General features: G+C 60.1%; 19 protein-coding genes and 1 tRNA gene. 9 read left to right on the top strand and 11 right to left on the bottom strand.

The features are described from left to right. Positions 1-93: 93 nt before the first annotated feature. From galE to HMPREF2826_RS03460, 6 genes are all read left to right on the top strand, one after another. On the top strand, positions 94-1,149 hold the full coding sequence (gene galE / locus HMPREF2826_RS03485; protein WP_070639250.1) for a UDP-glucose 4-epimerase GalE: 1,056 nt from the start codon (positions 94-96) through the stop codon (positions 1,147-1,149). Positions 1,150-1,158: 9 nt separating this feature from the next. Next, entirely contained in the window at positions 1,159-2,202 is a 1,044-nt protein-coding gene (locus HMPREF2826_RS03480) for a polyprenyl synthetase family protein (protein WP_070639248.1), read from the top strand. A gap of 30 nt (positions 2,203-2,232) precedes the next feature. Continuing rightward, positions 2,233-3,144 carry a peptidoglycan-binding domain-containing protein gene (locus HMPREF2826_RS03475; protein WP_070639245.1) on the top strand — a complete coding sequence of 304 codons (912 nt, stop codon included), beginning with the start codon at positions 2,233-2,235 and terminating at the stop codon, positions 3,142-3,144. Between the two features lie 104 nt (positions 3,145-3,248). Then, positions 3,249-3,322 (top strand) — tRNA-Gln (locus tag HMPREF2826_RS03470). 145 nt (positions 3,323-3,467) lie between these two features. Then, positions 3,468-4,871 (top strand): bifunctional UDP-N-acetylglucosamine diphosphorylase/glucosamine-1-phosphate N-acetyltransferase GlmU, encoded by a 1,404-nt coding sequence (glmU, locus tag HMPREF2826_RS03465; protein ID WP_070639242.1) that lies wholly within the window; start codon positions 3,468-3,470, stop codon positions 4,869-4,871. 4 nt (positions 4,872-4,875) lie between these two features. Beyond that, positions 4,876-5,871: a ribose-phosphate diphosphokinase gene (locus HMPREF2826_RS03460; RefSeq protein WP_070639240.1), complete on the top strand. Its 996-nt coding sequence runs from the start codon at positions 4,876-4,878 to the stop codon at positions 5,869-5,871. A 151-nt stretch (positions 5,872-6,022) separates the two neighbouring features. Here the strand turns inward: HMPREF2826_RS03460 and HMPREF2826_RS03455 are convergent, their stop codons facing one another. The 3 genes from HMPREF2826_RS03455 to HMPREF2826_RS03445 form a co-directional block, all read right to left on the bottom strand. Next, complete coding sequence (locus HMPREF2826_RS03455; RefSeq protein WP_148138323.1) at positions 6,023-7,195, bottom strand: 3-phosphoglycerate dehydrogenase family protein; 1,173 nt, start codon at positions 7,193-7,195, stop codon at positions 6,023-6,025. 77 nt (positions 7,196-7,272) lie between these two features. Further along, complete coding sequence (serC, locus tag HMPREF2826_RS03450; RefSeq protein ID WP_070639238.1) at positions 7,273-8,358, bottom strand: 3-phosphoserine/phosphohydroxythreonine transaminase; 1,086 nt, start codon at positions 8,356-8,358, stop codon at positions 7,273-7,275. 98 nt (positions 8,359-8,456) lie between these two features. After that, positions 8,457-9,395: a patatin-like phospholipase family protein gene (locus HMPREF2826_RS03445; protein WP_246824675.1), complete on the bottom strand. Its 939-nt coding sequence runs from the start codon at positions 9,393-9,395 to the stop codon at positions 8,457-8,459. A gap of 472 nt (positions 9,396-9,867) precedes the next feature. Between HMPREF2826_RS03445 and HMPREF2826_RS03440 the strand changes: the two genes are divergently transcribed. The 3 genes from HMPREF2826_RS03440 (at position 9,868) to HMPREF2826_RS03430 (ending at position 11,053) form a co-directional block, all read left to right on the top strand. After that, positions 9,868-10,425, top strand: coding sequence for a hypothetical protein (locus HMPREF2826_RS03440; protein ID WP_070639236.1), 558 nt, complete (start codon positions 9,868-9,870; stop codon positions 10,423-10,425). After that, the gene (locus tag HMPREF2826_RS03435; RefSeq protein WP_070639234.1) at positions 10,412-10,627 is read left to right on the top strand and encodes a hypothetical protein; all 216 of its coding nucleotides are present in this window, start codon (positions 10,412-10,414) and stop codon (positions 10,625-10,627) included. The genes HMPREF2826_RS03440 and HMPREF2826_RS03435 overlap by 14 nt, the downstream gene beginning before the upstream one ends. 183 nt (positions 10,628-10,810) lie before the next feature. Beyond that, positions 10,811-11,053, top strand: coding sequence for a hypothetical protein (locus tag HMPREF2826_RS03430; RefSeq protein ID WP_070639233.1), 243 nt, complete (start codon positions 10,811-10,813; stop codon positions 11,051-11,053). A gap of 259 nt (positions 11,054-11,312) precedes the next feature. On the opposite strand, the gene HMPREF2826_RS09065 is transcribed toward HMPREF2826_RS03430, so the two are convergent. From HMPREF2826_RS09065 to HMPREF2826_RS09245, 8 genes are all read right to left on the bottom strand, one after another. Next, positions 11,313-11,819: a hypothetical protein gene (locus HMPREF2826_RS09065; protein WP_083307228.1), complete on the bottom strand. Its 507-nt coding sequence runs from the start codon at positions 11,817-11,819 to the stop codon at positions 11,313-11,315. A 17-nt stretch (positions 11,820-11,836) separates the two neighbouring features. Beyond that, positions 11,837-12,082 carry a methyltransferase family protein gene (locus HMPREF2826_RS09060; RefSeq protein ID WP_083307227.1) on the bottom strand — a complete coding sequence of 82 codons (246 nt, stop codon included), beginning with the start codon at positions 12,080-12,082 and terminating at the stop codon, positions 11,837-11,839. A 21-nt stretch (positions 12,083-12,103) separates the two neighbouring features. Next, entirely contained in the window at positions 12,104-12,718 is a 615-nt protein-coding gene (locus tag HMPREF2826_RS09055; protein ID WP_083307226.1) for a class I SAM-dependent methyltransferase, read from the bottom strand. Between the two features lie 154 nt (positions 12,719-12,872). Beyond that, on the bottom strand, positions 12,873-13,622 hold the full coding sequence (locus HMPREF2826_RS03425) for an alpha/beta hydrolase (protein WP_070639232.1): 750 nt from the start codon (positions 13,620-13,622) through the stop codon (positions 12,873-12,875). Between the two features lie 393 nt (positions 13,623-14,015). Continuing rightward, positions 14,016-15,572, bottom strand: a complete 1,557-nt coding sequence (locus HMPREF2826_RS03420; protein WP_070639231.1) for a recombinase family protein — start codon at positions 15,570-15,572, stop codon at positions 14,016-14,018. A 17-nt stretch (positions 15,573-15,589) separates the two neighbouring features. Continuing rightward, positions 15,590-15,829: a hypothetical protein gene (locus tag HMPREF2826_RS09050; RefSeq protein WP_148138322.1), complete on the bottom strand. Its 240-nt coding sequence runs from the start codon at positions 15,827-15,829 to the stop codon at positions 15,590-15,592. 24 nt (positions 15,830-15,853) lie between these two features. Then, entirely contained in the window at positions 15,854-16,081 is a 228-nt protein-coding gene (locus HMPREF2826_RS03415) for a hypothetical protein (RefSeq protein ID WP_070639230.1), read from the bottom strand. Positions 16,082-16,084: 3 nt separating this feature from the next. Further along, complete coding sequence (locus tag HMPREF2826_RS09245; protein WP_148138321.1) at positions 16,085-16,261, bottom strand: ribbon-helix-helix domain-containing protein; 177 nt, start codon at positions 16,259-16,261, stop codon at positions 16,085-16,087. Positions 16,262-16,307: the final 46 nt, after the last annotated feature.

The following is a 16,307-nucleotide window of genomic DNA, read 5'->3' as shown; positions in this document are numbered from 1 at the left end:
CGGGCGCGCACAAGGGCAAGGCGCCCGCCCGCCGGCCCTCACGCGTATACTTCTGGCTGAGACCACTCGTCAAGACAGGCAAGGGGACACCACATGAGCCAGGAGAAGGACCCGCGGGACACCTGCGTGCTCGTCACGGGCGGCGCAGGCTTCATCGGCAGCCACACCGTTGTCGAGCTGCTCGCCAAGGGCTATAGGGTCGTCGTCGTCGACGACCTCTCGAACGCCTCCGAGAAGGTCCTGGACCGCATCGACCGCATCGTCGGCGAGCAGGAGGCCGGGCGCCTCTCGTTCTATCGGGCGGACGTCAGCGACCGCGACGCCCTGGAGGCCGTCTTTGACGATGCGCCCGTCGACTGCGTCATACACTTTGCCGGCTACAAGGCCGTCGGCGAGTCGGTCAGAAAGCCCATCGAGTATTACGCCAACAACCTGGGCAGCACGCTCACGCTCGTGGACGTGATGCGCGAGCACGACTGTCGCTCCATCATCTTCAGCAGCTCTGCCACCGTCTACGGCGACCCCGACAGCCTGCCGCTCACGGAAGAGAGCCCCAAGAAGCCCGCCACCAACCCCTACGGCTGGACCAAGTGGATGATCGAGCAGATCCTCTCCGACCTTCACGTGGCCGATCCCGCCTGGAACGTCGTGCTGCTTCGCTACTTCAACCCCATCGGCGCCCATCCTTCGGGGCTCATGGGCGAGGACCCCAAGGGCATCCCCAACAACCTGCTGCCCTACGTGGCCCAGGTCGCCGTGGGCAAACGCGACCGGATTCACGTCTTCGGCGGAGACTACGACACGCCCGACGGCACGGGCGTGCGCGACTATATCCACGTCATGGACCTCGCCGCGGGTCACGTGGCGGCCCTCTCCTGGATGGGCGGCCGAAGCGGCGTCGAGGTGTTTAACCTGGGGACCGGCCGCGGCACCAGCGTGCTGCAAGTCATCGAGGCCTTCGGCCGGGCCTGCGGTCGCACGCTCCCCTACCAGGTGGAGCCGCGCCGAGCGGGAGACGTGGCGGCCAACTACGCCGACTGCTCGAAGGCCCGCGAGCTCATGGGCTGGCAGGCGCGCTATGACATCGACGACATGTGTCGCGACTCCTGGCGCTGGCAGTCGAGCAACCCTGACGGCTACGAGGGCTAGGCGGCATCCATGGCTGACGACGCGACCTCCTTCGTGGGCTACCTCGCCGCGCGGCGCCCCCTGATCGAGGCCTACCTCGACGCCCACCTGCCTCGCCCCCGGCACGACGAGGCCTCCGTCGCAGACGCCCTCGAACGCTACCTCTACGAGCCGCTCGCGCGCTTCACGGCGACAGGCGGCAAGAGGATTCGTCCGGCCCTGGCGCTGCTGGGCTGCGAGGCCGTGGGAGGGGACCCCGCCCGAGCCCTCTCGTGCGCGGCGGCCGTCGAGCTCTTCCAGAGCGCGGCGCTGATTCATGACGACATCGCCGACGAGGGGGAGCTGCGCCGTGGCCAGCCCTGCCTTCATTTGAGCGACGGCCTGGGCGTCGCCGTCAACGTGGGCGACCTCGCGCTCGTCTGCGTGCAGGCCCTCGTGCTGCGCGACGAGGCCCTGCCAGCCGTCCTGCGCCTGAGGCTGCTCGACGAGCTGCTGTCCATGGAGGAGCGCACGTTGGAGGGGCAGGCGCTTGACCTGGGCTGGGTGCGCGACGACTGCTGGAACGTGAGCAGCGCGGACTACCTGACCATGGCGGCGCACAAGACCGCCTTCTACTCTGCAGCGACCCCCCTCGTCGCGGGCGCCCTCTGCGGCGAGGGGAATCGCGGCCAGATCGAGGAGCTCCGGACCTTTGGCATGGCGGCCGGCCTCGCCTTCCAGCTCCAAGACGACCTCCTCAACCTGACGGGGGACGGTGCGGCGCAGGGCAAGGACTTCCGGAGCGACGTCACGGAGGGCAAGCGCACGTTCATGGTGTGCCATGCCCTCGAGCGCCTGGACCGCGCCGGGAAGAACGAGCTCGTCGCCATCCTCTCGGCGCACAGCGACGACCCGGAGCTCCTTGAGAGGGCCGTCGCGCTCATGGGAAAGGCGGGCTCCCTCGACGCCGCACGCCGCCGGGCGCGCAGGCTCGCCGACGACGCCAAGAGGATCATCGGCGCGGCAAAGCTTTGCGAGAGGCCGCGCGAGCTGCTTCTCTCGATGACCGACTACTTCATTGGCAGAAGCAGCTAGCCTGCCGCCATCACGACAACAGGAGAGCAGATGGAAGCAATCAGAGCGGGTGCCTCGGGGGCTGCGGTCAGCGACATCCAGGACCGGCTGGGCGCGCTGGGCTATCGCATTGACCAGCGGGAGCTGGACGACCAGTCCTTTGGCGAGTCCACGGAGCAGGCGGTGGCCAAGTTCCGCCTTGACCACGGCATGAGCCTGGGGACCGAAGTTGACGCCGCCACCTGGATGTCCTTGGTGGACGAAGGGTATCAGTTGGGCGACCGCACGCTCTACCTGCGTCTTCCCAACTTCCATGGCAACGACGTCAAACAGCTGCAGGAGCGCCTCAACATCCTGGGCTTCTCCTGCGGCGACCCTGACGGCTACTACGGCGTCTTCACCGAGTCTGCCGTCAAGCAGTTCCAGGAGAGCCAAGGCGAACTTGCCGACGGCATGGCCTTTCAGGACACCTTTGACGACATCGAGCGCCTGCATCACGTATGGTCCGGCAAGCAGGCCGCCGGTCCCCACCCCATGGGCGGCATGAGCTTTGCCCGTGCCGCCGGCGTCCTCGAGGGCACGCGCATCTCCATCACGGCCGAGGACCCCATCTCGCGCAACGTCGCGGGCAGGATATGGAACCTCGCCTCCGCCACCAGCGAGAGAAGCTGTCTGGACCTCATCGACGGCGTCGGGGCGTCCCATCCCGACGACGAGGTGGTGCTCGTGCTCGCCTCCTCGCACCTGCCCCGTTACAGCAAGGTTCCCAATCTCGCGCTCGACGACATCGACACCCTGCCCCAGCGGCTGAGGACCGCCTGCGAGGGCGTCCTGGGCGTCCCTCCCGTCGTGCGCATCGAGCTGTCCCTGGGCCTTGAGTACGACGGGACGTTCACCACGGGCGACGCGCAGACCTTTGCCGTGATGCTCCTGGACGCCATCTGCGCCGCGTTCGACCGCTAGACGCCGCCCGCGCCCACGGCCCCGACGCGGGCGGCACGGGCGCGCGCGATGCTTCTCTGTTAGAATCACAGGGCTGGCAAGACTGCGGCAAGGCGCGTCACAACTGGGGCATCGTCCAATGGCAGGACAGCGGTTTTTGGTGCCGTCAATGGGGGTTCGAATCCCTCTGCCCCAGCCATCGCGTGACGTTCCGGCAATCTTTTGTGCCGGCGTCATCCGTCAAACGTTACACTCCCCTTACGCCGACCCCTGAGCTATCATGGGCCGTGGGCGTCTGCGCGACCGTTCGCAGACCCGTCGGACGTCACCTGCTTGGAGGCAGCATGCCAACTACAGCGATCATCCTCGCCGCCGGCGAGGGTACGCGCATGAAGTCCGCCCACCCCAAAGTGATGCACCCCCTCCTAGACCGTCCGCTCATATGGTGGGCGGTTCGTTCTGCGCGCCTGGCGGGCGTCGAGCGCATCGTCCTCGTGGTGGGCAGCGGCGCCGCGGAGGTTCGCAGCTACTTTACCGACGGTGCGGGGCAAGACGAGACGGTCGAGTTCGTCGAGCAGACCCAGCGCAAGGGAACGGGGCACGCCGTGCTGTGCGTGCGCGAGGCCCTCGGCAGGCTCCAGGGGCCGACCGTCGTCATGTATGGTGACATGCCGCTCGTCAGGCCAGAGACCATCCGCTCCCTCGTCAGCGAGGCGCGGACGCATCACAACGCCTGCACCGTCCTCACGATGACCCCGCCCGACCCCTCCGGCTACGGACGCATCGTCACGGGCGCCGACGGCGCGGTGAGCGCCATCGTCGAGGACAGGGACTGCACCCCCGAGCAGCGCAGCTCCCTCGTCTCGTGCAACTCGGGCCTCTACTGCTTCTGCGGGCGGCGGCTCTTTGACAACGTGGACAAGATGCGCCCCGACAACGCGCAGGGCGAGTACTACCTCACCGACATGGTGGGCATCCTCGTGGGCCTGGGCGAGCCCGTCTGCGCCCTGGCCGCCGAGGACTATCGCGAGCTGCTGGGCGTCAACAGTCGCTCGCAGCTCGCCGCAGCGACGGACGTCATGCGGCGGCGCATCAACGAGCGCCTCATGGGCGAGGGCGTGAGTATGCTCGACCCGAGTCAGGTCTGGGTGGGTCCCGACGTCACGGTGGGACCCGACACGACCCTGCTGCCCCAGACCTTCCTCTGGGGACGCACGAGCGTGGGCGCCGACTGCACCATCGGCCCCAACAGCCGCCTCACCGACGCCATCATCGGCGACCGTTGCCTGGTAGACGAGAGCGTCATCGTCGGGTCGGCCCTCGACGACGACGTGAGCTGCGGTCCGCGCGCGTATCTGCGAGGCGGCGCCCACCTGCATGACCATGCCAAGGCGGGCACCCACGTGGAGCTCAAGGGCACCGAGGTGGGGCGCGGGTCAAAGGTCCCTCATCTCTCGTATCTGGGAGACGCCCGCCTGGGCGACAACGTCAACATCGGCGGGGGCACCATCACCTGCAACTACGACGGCAAGCACAAGAGTCGCACCGAGATCGGCGACCACGTGTTCATTGGCTCCGACGTCATGCTCGTGGCGCCGGTCACCATTGGCGACAACGCGCTGGTGGGCGCCGCGTCGTGCATCACAAGGGACGTGCCGGCGGGGGCCCTCTCGCTGGAACGCTCCAGGCAGCTCGTCAAAGAGGGCTGGGCAGACACGTATTGGGAGCGGTTAGAGGAAGAGGACTGACGGCATGTACGAGAACCTGAGCAAGCCCACGCTCTATCAGAAGGAGATCAAGCTCTATAGCGGCACGAGCAACCCCGAGCTCTCACGAAGCATCGCTGACATTCTCCACCTGGAGCTTCAGGGCCTCAAGATCGAGAAGTTCGCCAACGGCGAGATCTACGCCCGCTTTGAGGAGTCCGTCCGCGGCGACGAGGTGTTCTTCGTCCAGTCCATCGTGGGCAACAGCATCAACGACCTGCTCATGGAGACCCTCGTCGTGGCCGATGCGGCCACGCGCGCCTCGGCCGAGAGCTTCACGGCCGTCCTGCCCCACTACGGCTACGCCCGCCAGGACCGCAAGGCCGCGGCCCGCGAACCCATCACGGCGCGCCTCGTCGCCAACCTGCTCGAGACCTCCGGCGTCGATCGCGTCATCACCCTCGACTTGCACTCCGGCCAGATTCAGGGCTTCTTTGACATCCCCGTGACGCATCTCACGGCCCTCTACCTCTTTGGCGACTACTTCAAGGAGAAGGGGTTCGACTGGGCCAACACCGTCGTCGTCTCCCCTGACATGGGCCGCGCGAAGGTCTCCAAGAAGCTCTCCGACTATCTGGGCTGTGAGCTCGCCATCGCCCACAAGAGCCGTCCTCGGCACAACTCCGCGGAGGTCATGGGCATCATCGGCAACATCGTCGGCAAGACCTGCATCATCAACGACGACATGATCGACACGGCCGGCACCCTGTGCGGCTCCATCAACAAGCTCAAGGAGATGGGCGCGGGCGACATCTACGTCTCGGCGACGCACGGCATCTTCTCGGGCAACGCCATCGAGCGCCTTGAGAGCGCCCCCATCCGGGAGTGCGTCGTCACCGACGCCGTCCCGTGCTCCGCCATCAACGGGCACACATCCAAGATCAGGCAGATCTCCGTCGCGGACTCGCTCGCGCGCTGCATCTACAACGTGTACACCAACAACTCGGTCTCCGAGTCGGCCAGCGGCCATTCCGAGATGTAGCGCCAGTGCTTCAGATCCAAGGCACTCAGGCCCCTTCGGGGCGACTGGCGCGACTGGCGTAGGCAGTGGGGCGCCGCCCATCCCCACGGCGAGCGGTGCCCCACATATAGTCAGACGTGGCTCGTGAGCCTGCCGACGCCCCGGCCGCAGCCTACGCGGGCGAGATGAGTCGCACGCGACGCACGCCCTCGATGGCGGCGAGCTCGTCAACGGGCGCCTTGGTGACGTCGCCCGTGACCTCGATGAGCGTGTAGGCGTTGCCGCCATGGCTCTTGTTGGCCATGTTCTCGATGTTGAGGTCGGAACTGGCGAGCGTGGAGCTGATCTTGCCGATGAGGCCCTGGGCGTTGGCATGAAAGACGCTGATGCGCGCGCGGCCCGCAGGCAGCGGCCCCATGTCGATCGTGCCATAATTGACGGAGTGGCTCAGGTTGCCGTTCTCAAGATAGTCCTTGAGCTCCGTGGCGGCCATGATGGCGCAGTTGTCCTCCGCCTCGCCCGTCGAGGCGCCCAGATGCGGAAGAACGATGGCGTTCTTCATGTTCGCGGTGGCCGGGTTGGGAAAGTCGCACACGTAGCGCGCGACGAGCCCATCGTCCAGCGCCTCGGCCATGGCCTGCTCGTCCACAAGGACGTCGCGGGCAAGGTTGAGGATCACCACGCCGCGCTTCATCTGAGAGAGGGCCTCGGCGCCGATCATGCCCCTCGTGTCGTCCGTGGCAGGCACGTGGATGGTGATGTAGTCGCAGGTGCGGAAGATCTCGTTGACGTCCGTGACGTGACGGATACGGCGGTCGAGCCCCCAGGCGGCGTTGATGGAGAGGTAGGGGTCGTATCCCAGCGCCTCCATGCCAAAGCGCGTGGCGGTGTTGGCGACGGCCGCGCCGATGGCGCCCAGACCGATGACGCCGAGCTTCTTGCCCGCCAGCTCGCAGCCGGCAAAGCGCTTCTTTGCCTTCTCGGTCTTCTTGGCAAGCTCGGGGTCGTCGCAGTTGTCCCGAACCCACTCGTTGCCGCCGATGATGTCGCGGCTGGCCATGAGCAGGCCGCAGAACACGAGCTCCTTGACGGCGTTGGCGTTGGCCCCAGGCGTGTTGAAGACGACGATGCCCTCCTCGGCGCAGCGGTCGACCGGGATGTTGTTGACGCCGGCGCCGGCGCGGGCGATGGCGAGCAGCCCCCGGGGGAACGTCACGCCGTGAAGGTTGGCGCTTCTCAGCATGATGGCGTCGGCCTCGCCAAGGTCGTCCGTGAGCGCGTAGTTGGGCCCAAGGCGGTCCGTGCCGACCTTGGCGATGTTGTTCATGCAGTGGATGGTGTGCACGTGTCTCCCCTTCGTTGGAATGCCGTGAGGTCGCAATCTCGCAAACGCGGGCGCCCGCGGCGCGCCGCGCACGGGCCCTACGCCCGATGATGGGCCGTCTCAAACCCCTTCATGAAGCCGACGAGCTTCTGGACGCCCTCAAGGGGCATGGCGTTGTAGATTGACGCTCGCATGCCGCCCACGCTGCGATGCCCCTTGAGGCTCACAAGTCCCTCTTGGGCGGCGGCGGCAACGAACTTAGCGTCGAGCTGCGAGTCGCCCGTGACGAAGGGCACGTTCATGAGCGAGCGGTCCTTGGGGTTCACCGTGGAGCGGAAGAGGTCGGAGCTGTCCAGGAAGTCATAGAGGAGGGCCGCCTTCTCCTCGTTCCTTGCCTTCATGCCCGCAAGGCCGCCCTGCGCCTGGATCCACTTGAAGACCTTGCCGCAGACGTAGATGCCCCAGCAGTTGGGCGTGTTGTAGAGCGAGCCCGCGTCGGCCTGCGTCTTAAAGCGCAGCAGGGTGGGCACGCCCGGCAGGTCGTCGGGAATGAGGTCCTCGCGCACGATGACTACCTGGACGCCGGCCGGCCCCACGTTCTTCTGGACGCCCGCATGGATGAAGCCAAAGCGCGTGACGTCCACGGGCTCGGAAAGGAACATGGAGGACTGGTCGGCCACGAGCTCGTGGCCCTTCGTATTGGGCAGCTCGTGGTAGGCGGTGCCATAGATCGTGTTGTTCTGGCAGATGTAGACAAAGCTCGCGTCGTCGCGAACGTCCAGGTCCGAGCAGTCGGGAATATAGGAGAAGTTCTTGTCCTTGGAGCTGGCGAGCACCTTGGGGTCACCCAGGATCTTAGCCTCCTGATAGGCCTTGTTGGCCCAGTTGCCCGTCAGGATGTAATCCGCCTTCTTGTTAAGGGCGAGGTTGAGGAAGAGCGAGGCAAAGACGAGGGAGTCGCCACCCTGAAGAAAGAGCACCTTGTAGTCGTCGGGCACGCCCATGAGGTCTCGAAGGTCTGCCTCGGCCGCGTCGATGATCGACTGGAAGGTCTTGGAGCGATGGCTCATCTCGTTGACCGACATCCCCGAGCCCCGGTAGTCGAGCATCTCGTCCGCCGCCTCCCGAAGGACGTCCTCGGGGAGCACGGCGGGGCCTGCGGAGAAGTTGAATACACGGGACATGGGCGCTCACTCCTAACGTTGCGGCGGGCTGATATGCGCGCGGCTTCACAGGTTAGGGCCTCTCATGTCAGATTTTGGGTGACGGGCCGCCAAATTATTCAGTTGCTAACAGACTCGCATGACAAGAGGGCGGCCAGGTCGCCCAGCCTGCGCTCTGCCTGGCGGCGACCCCGCAGGTACAGGTCGAGCAGACGGCCGCCGTTGCTCTCGTTGGTGGACACCTCGACCGGACGCTCCGGGGCGAGCACGAGCACGGGGGAGCGGGGATCGCGCTCAAGGTCAAAGAGGCGCCGGCGACTGGCGTTGTAGCGCTCCGCGCGCGAGGAGAGTGCCTCCAGGTAGAAGGGGTATCCGTCGTAGCGATGGGAGCGCAGGGCCATGACCTCGTTGCCGCCCTCCTTGACGTAGCCGCGGTCCTGCGTGAGCACGACGAGCGCCCTGCGGGCGGGCGGGCAGTCGGGCATGGGCGTGGCGCCGTCAAGGCCCAGCGCGGCGGCGTAAGGTATGGAGTCGGTCGTCCCCCCGTCCAGGTAACGATGGCCCTCGATGTCCACCATCTGCGAGACGAGGGGCATAGAGGCGGAGGCGCGCACCTTGACGATGTCGTCGGGAAAATGGGAGCACTCGAGGTAGGCCGCAGAGCCAAACACGACGTCCGAGGCGACCGCGAACATGCGCAGGGGATTGGCGTTGAACGTGGCGTCGTCGCTGGGATCCAGCTGGTTCTGCACCTCGTCGTACATGAACTCCCCGCCGGCAAGGTTGCCCGTCGTGGCCCAGGACCACAGGCTCATGAAGCGCCTGTCGTCACGGTACGCCAGCATGATGCGCATGGTGCGCCCGAGCTGACGCGACTTGAAGCTGGCGGCATTGATGGCGCCGGCAGACACGCCCCACACGCTCGAGAAGCCCGTGAGCCCCCGCTCCTGCAGGACGTCAAGCACGCCGGCGGTGAACATGCCCCTGAAGCCACCACCCTCGAGCACGAGGGCGACGCCTCCGTCCGCCGTGCGCGGTCGCATCACGTCAGCATCCATGGCACCTCCCGACCATTCCGACCGTCCACATATCACAGTCTACCCAACCCCGTGTTGGACGGGTGACGGGCCACGCGAGCCCCTTGCCCGGGAGACTGCTCGCCTGGCGGGACGGGCATGGCTGGTTGTCATCCTCTTGCCGGCTGCGGCAGCTGGTCGCGGAAGCTGATGGATATCTCCCCGTCGTCGTCCATCGACCAGATGGCGAAGACGTCATCCTCATCGAACCTGTCGTCGGCAGGGGCTAGCCCCCCTCCCCCACTGGGCCTCGAACTCATCCGTCAGCTCAGCCTGTTCACCGGGCACGACAACCTGCGCGAGTCGAAGGGCAAGGCGCCGGTGCTGGACCGCAGGCCGCGGCGCGAGTGGGCCGGCGACATGCCGAGGGTGCGCAGGAGCGACGCGAGCCGCCGGTCCATGAAAAGAGTTCCTGGACGGGGACGGTGTGAAGCGGACGCTCAAGGCGCGGGGCATGACCGAGCGGCAGGCGGGCTTCATGATCTCCGCCGAACTCGGCGACCGCGGCGTTCCAGATGCGAGCTGGAAATACCTGAGTAGGTCGACGCAGCGCGATCTTTTCGCGAAGGCGCTCACGCGCAGGAAGCCGACGGAGCGAGAGCTCAGGAGAGCAAACATAAAGCCCGTGAACGAGTCCCTCTACAACGCGAAGAAGAACTACGTTGAGCGCCACGGCGGAGTCGTCATGCGCGGCGGCGAGGACGTGGAGCGCCACCTGGACGTCGTCGGCGCCGACGCCTCCCACCTCCCGGGCATCATCATGCTCCGGGAGCGCCCAACCACGTCGGACGTCCTGGAGGAGGTCTTCCACTTCCAGCAGGAAGAGCGCGGGGACTACAATGAGTACGGCGCCGAGGTGAGAAGGTTGCTGAGGGAGAGGGACGCCCAGAAACACCTGATTGGCGTCGCCGAGCGGTACAATATCCCCGAGAGCGAGACACGCCAGACCGAGCTCGCTCTTGAGTACTACCTGCGGAAGCTGAAGGAGGCCGGTATCGATGAACGTGACTGACAACTGGAACGTCGCGGGGCTGACCGTCCTCACCCTCTCGGAACCGCTTCCGGACGGCGCATGGAAGAGCGTCGCCGTTGACGGCGAGAAGTTCGAGGCGCTCCGCCCAATGTACGCGGGGGACATCTCGCAAGTGAAAAACAACCCTATCGGGATTCGCGGCGAGCACGGCTTCACCGGCAAGACCATCGAGTTCCTCTAGCCCGGCGGCGTACGACGCCGAGACCATCTGACTGAGACGCAACCGCGAAGGCCGCCCCACGGGGCGGCTTTTTCATGCCGCGGCGACACCCCCGATACCCTCTCCTCGCTTGGGATAGCGAGAAAAACCCGCCTGTCCCGCGCAGGGAAGCGCGCAAACAAACCCAGGAGAGAGGAGAGGGACATGGACCCCGAAAAGAACGATAAGCCCGATAAGGGCGCCGAGGCCTTCGCCGGCGGAGACATGGACGTGACGGACACCCACGCCGACGGCCCCATCTTCGACCTTCCGGGCTACGTGCGGCAAGAGGTCGTCTGCGACCGCCATAACCGCGAGCATCTGCTGCTGACTACAGGGCAGGGCGGCGCGCGCCTCATGCCGTACCTCGACGAGAGCGGAAAGCGGAAGGTCATGCCGCAGACATAGCAAACGAAGAAGAGGGGGCCGCCCAAGCCAGGGCGGCCCCCTCTCTTATCCGACGAGCAGTATGAACGCCCGACGCACGGCGAACACCCCGAGGTGTTCGCCTACTACACTAATGGAAAGGAAATCATATTTTGATAGAATTTCAGCCTATGGGTGCAAATTGATACCCGTGGATGCAATCCAAAGGGTGTGGGTGCAGCCCCATTTTATGCATTTTGATAGAAGCATTTCCATGATTTAGATAAACAACCCGAAAAACTTATCTTCCTATCAACCCAGTAATCAAAGCCTGGATCGCAGCAACAAACGGTATTATCAAAAATGGTGTGACTACAAAATGTTCCCTGATTGCCAAATGCTTCATCCAGTTGCCGAACTCATAGTCAGGGTGTCCTTCTGTGCCGGGAATGACGATTTTATCCTTATATTTTCCCTGAAATAACAGACAATCCAGCAAAAAGAAATCTCCAAGGTTTAATATGCTCCACTGAATATATCCCATCAAAAAAAGATTCCAAAAGCCCGCAATGCCTGTATGTAAAATACTTACTGTTGAATATATGAAGCAAATCCCGCAAATTATAATTGTCAAAATGTGATTTATTTTTTTCTCTTTTTTTGTCATCTGTTCGTGTGCGGCTCTCTGAATTGCCTTTGGATAAGAATCAAAAAAATATCTCGGATCAATAAGCGCTACGGCTGCCACCGAACCGCTAAAGATTGCGGCTATCGCAATCCCGTCTAAAATCGCTCGCATTACATCCATAAAACCACTCCTTCGTCCTATCTCTTTGGAATCCAGAGGATGCACCTGTTTGTTCTATCCTTATAAGCCTCGTACTCTTTACCAAAGATTGCTATCAGCCATTTTTCTTCCGTATTCTTCATCAAAAATGTCATGAAGAGCCAATACAAAGGAATAAGAAAAAATAAAATCCAGTTTCCCCGAATTAGGATTGCTCCGATTACAATAAGGAAAAATGCCGAATAGATAGGATGCCTTACCCATGCGTAAATTCCGTCAGTCACCCCTCTACACTTTGAAAAATGTTATAAAGTTTTTTCACACAGGATGGCAAGCCAATGTTTGTCTGTGTGAAATGCTCTTATATTAGAAAATCCGACCTTTTGAAGTCTCTTTGTCAAGTCGCTCTCCTTATAAATTTTTAGTCCTTCGATGATATTTATCCATTTGTCCTGCTTGGGATTAGTTCCGTCCGACTCATTGACAATAAGAAATGTTCCACCCTTTTTTAACACGCGGAATACTTCTTGAAAGCAGTTTTCAAGCCCGGGCCAGAAATACACGGTCTCGAAAGCGGAAACTGCATCAAAGGTATTTTCGGCAAAAGTCAAACGGGAAACATCGCCCTCAACAATTTGACAGCGATTTTCTGCAATAGCTTTTTGATTGTATTTTTGTGAAGCATCTACGCTTACAGGAGAGTAGTCTAATCCTGTTATATGGCCTTGTGGACAGCGCTTTACCCAACTTGCCACATTTGCCCCGCCACCGCAACCTATGTCAAGGACAGTTGCAGAAGAAGAAACATTGACATGAGAAAAGCCCCATTCAGCTACTTTGGCATGCCCAATATTCATAAATTTAACCATCAACTTTCCTCCAAAGCCGATAGGTTTTGCTGTGTTTTGAAAAAATCCCATAACTGCTCCTTCATCCTAAAACTTCAACTTATGCCGGGTTCATTTTATTATTTTTATTTAATTTATTGACTATATTTACCTTATAAATCTGAATGATGCCACAAAGCATGGCTGTTTTTTCTTTCTTCATTGAAAACCTCATCTCGCATTGTATTTATGCACGAATATAGTCTTCAATGTCATGGCAATAACCTTCTTGATCCTTCGTCATCCTCTCACAATGCCCGTAGCCTCCCCACACTTTCATTCCTGCATGAGGATATGTTTTCCGGAGCATCCTCCTTGCCTTCTTGTAATCGAAATCCTTATCACCATAGGCAAACATACATTTCTTCTGCATCATATCGGACAATGGCGGCAGCTCCACGAATGCACAGTCGTGAACAATATTCCTTATGCTTTCCTCGCTCATGGCGATAAAATGCTTTGCCAGAAGCGGAGCGGCTTCTGTTCCAAACATTGAAGACATCCTTTTTACGCTGAGCGCCGGATCTGCTACGGCCTTTTTATGTTTTTTCAGAAATACGGATCTGAGGATCAGTTCCGGAAGTTTCGCGTTAGTGTAAAAGCTCATTCCCTCAAAGAATAAATGCTCAAACTGAATATCGTCATACTTGAGAAGCTGCAAAAGAATCACGCCTCCCAGGGAGGCTCCGAAACCAAGCTTAAGCTTCATAATCTGATTTTTGCCCAGATAATCATGAATTTGCTTTGCCTCTTCTAAAGCACTTTTGAAGGTGTCTTTCACTGCATCACCATGTGCGGAAAGATCGGGTGCGAGGTAGCGGTACTCATTTCCGATAATGTCGGCAACATAAGTCTTCATTCCATTTGCTGACGAAAGCATCGGATGGATCAGCAGAATGACATCTTTCTTTTCGCTGTTCCAATCATGCATAATCATATTCAATCACCTCAAATTTTAGTTAGTCATGTCTAACATGTAATATTGTATTATTACACACTTTACAGACTACATATTGAACAAAGTTTGAACTGGCAGACGAGTTTTACCTTGCCGTTCTGCGAATTCACAGCCTGTGCCGCATGTATAAAGGATGCCATTTGATTCCTCCATAAAGCAAGTCAAACGATATACCCACAAAGCAAACCTTTACCTAAAAAGCAAACCTTTACTTTTAAGCCAGCCCACACAGGCTATAAAAAACGAGAAAAACCCGTCCCGGAAACGACTCCGGGGCTGGCTAACTTATGCCTTAAAAAGCTGAAATCCCTTGAAATCAAGGCTTTTCGGCAATGAAAAAGGAAACATATTATTCTATCAAAATATGCTTCCTTATTTGGTGGAGCCAAAGGGGAAGCAATCGAACTTGACGGCTTCCCCTTCAGCAAAAGGGTCTTCCATCTCCCCGTTCGATATCTCCATAGGAACCTCGCGGTTGTCCTCCGAGTACCAAGACGTCACCACGAGCCTGTCCTCATGCAGGTAGATTTTGTCGACAAAGTATTCCAGAACGGAATCTCTCACCTCTGGATTGTCAAAGTCTGCATGAAGGAACTTGTCGAAGTACGCCCTTATCGAGTGCTCGCCCTCGAAAAGCGACTGCCTGACCGTCTCAGCCTCTATGGCGTCGTTCAGGGCGTCCTTTCGCTCCTGAAGCTCTGCCATGCGCCTCTGCGTGGCCTCGTTGAATATTCCTGCCTCTATCGCCTTGACGAAGTTGGCAAGCCCTTTCTCAACGTCCCTGCGCTGCTGCTCAAGGCTGAAGAGATACTCGGTGCTCTTGTAATTATCCTCATAATACTTTGCCGCGTCAACGGCGATGGACGCAAGATTCTCACTGTCGTCCAGAAGCCCTTTGAGAACGCCCGTGACGGCGTCCTCTAGCCACTCCTTGCGCACAGGCCTCTTCGTGCACCTCTTCGCCCTCTGCTCCTTGCAGTAGTAGTAATAGTGCTTGGCTCCCGTCTTGCTCGTGCCAGAGACGCCCTGCATGGAGCCTCCGCACTCACCGCAGTAGAGCTTGCCCGTCAGCCAGTAGCGTGGCGCATCCTGCGCCTGTGCGCTCGCCTTTCTCCTTGAGCCGTTGCGCTTGTTCTCGGCAAGCCTCCTCTGTGCCCTGTCGAACAGCTCCTCATTCACAATCTGAGGCATCCCGCCCTCGACGGTAATGCCACCGTGGCGATACTCGCCGATATAGGCTCTGTTCTTGAGCAGCTTGTTCATGGTCTTGACACTGAAGAGCGCTCCGCGCGTCGTCCGAAGCCCTTTAGCGTTGAAGTCGTCGCAGATGGACTGCATCGCCTCCCCGTCGGCATAGCGCGTGAACATGTCCAGCACGAAAGGGGCAACAGAGTCATCCACCACGTAATGCTTCTCATCGTCCACGCCGTAGCCCCACACCCTGTGTCCGTTGTAGAAGGCGTGCTCGGCGTTGTAGGTCATGCCACGTCTGATGTTGACGGACAGCTGCCTTGAGTAGAACTCGGCCATGCCCTCCATCATCGTCTCCATGAGCACCGACTCCGGCGAGTCATCTGGCGTGGGCTCTGCGATGAGGCAGATACGGCATCCCGCGTCGCGAATCCGCCGTTTCGCGTCCGCAAGCTCGAAACGGTCACGCCCCAGCCTGTCCGTCTTCCACAGGATGACGGCGGCCGGCCTTATCGTGCCCACCTCGGAGAGCATGAGCTGGTACTGCGGACGGTCGCTTGTCGTGCCCGACATGGCGGCGTCCTCGTACTCCTTCACGATGTTGTACCCGTGAGCCTTGGCGAACGCCTGTGCCTGCTCCCGCTGCTGGTCTATCGACGCCTCGTTCTGACTGTGGGAAGAGAAGCGATAGTAGGCTATGGCGAGGTTGTTGTCGTTTTGCTTGAATTGTTTGCTCATTGCTAAGTTGCTATCGCCTACAGCGCATCCTCTAGCTCATCTTCTGAATACCCGAACGTGTAATCCTCATCCTTGCCATTTGAAGCCCAAATCAGCGCGGCATCATATACGCTCAAACTTTCGCTATCTTCCTCATCATCCGCATACCCTGAAGAACAGTAATCGCACTGGTACGTTTCTCCGTCCCAGTTACCCCAAGAATCAAGCACACGTCTCATCCTGTGCCCACATTCAGGACACATTGCATATCTACTCATAAAAGTTCTCCTTAAATATTTTTCCTAATCGTTGATGTACTGATGTAGCCATTCGGGCATGTTCGGGTCGTCTACAGACCAAGACTCAACTTCCGTCTCCTCGCGGTCCCAATTATTCTCATGTCCATCAAAAAACTTCTGTCGATGGCACTTATATTTTGTGACTGTGCTCCCCTCGAGTCTGTACTCATTCCAGTAGTAATTTTGCTTGCCATAGCCCTTCCACTCGTTCGTGGTATAGATTGTTGGCATTTGTTATTCTCCTTCTTGAATCGAGTTGCGATTATCTACATACTCCTTCGCCGCAAGGCGCAGGAACGCAGACAGAGAGAGGCCGTACCTCTCGGCACAGCCCCTAAGCTCATCACGCTCGCTGTCCTTGAGCGATATAGACACGGACACGCGCTTCTCTTTCTTCTCTTTGCTTTCCATGGGGTCACCTCGCACAAAACCGCTCGTATATGAACCTATTATGCCA

It is taken from the genome of Olsenella sp. HMSC062G07 (genome assembly GCF_001811895.1).
Classification (GTDB): domain Bacteria; phylum Actinomycetota; class Coriobacteriia; order Coriobacteriales; family Atopobiaceae; genus Olsenella_F; species Olsenella_F massiliensis.
The sequence above is the reverse complement of the archived record's forward strand: the minus strand, read 5'-3'. Positions and strand labels throughout refer to the sequence as shown.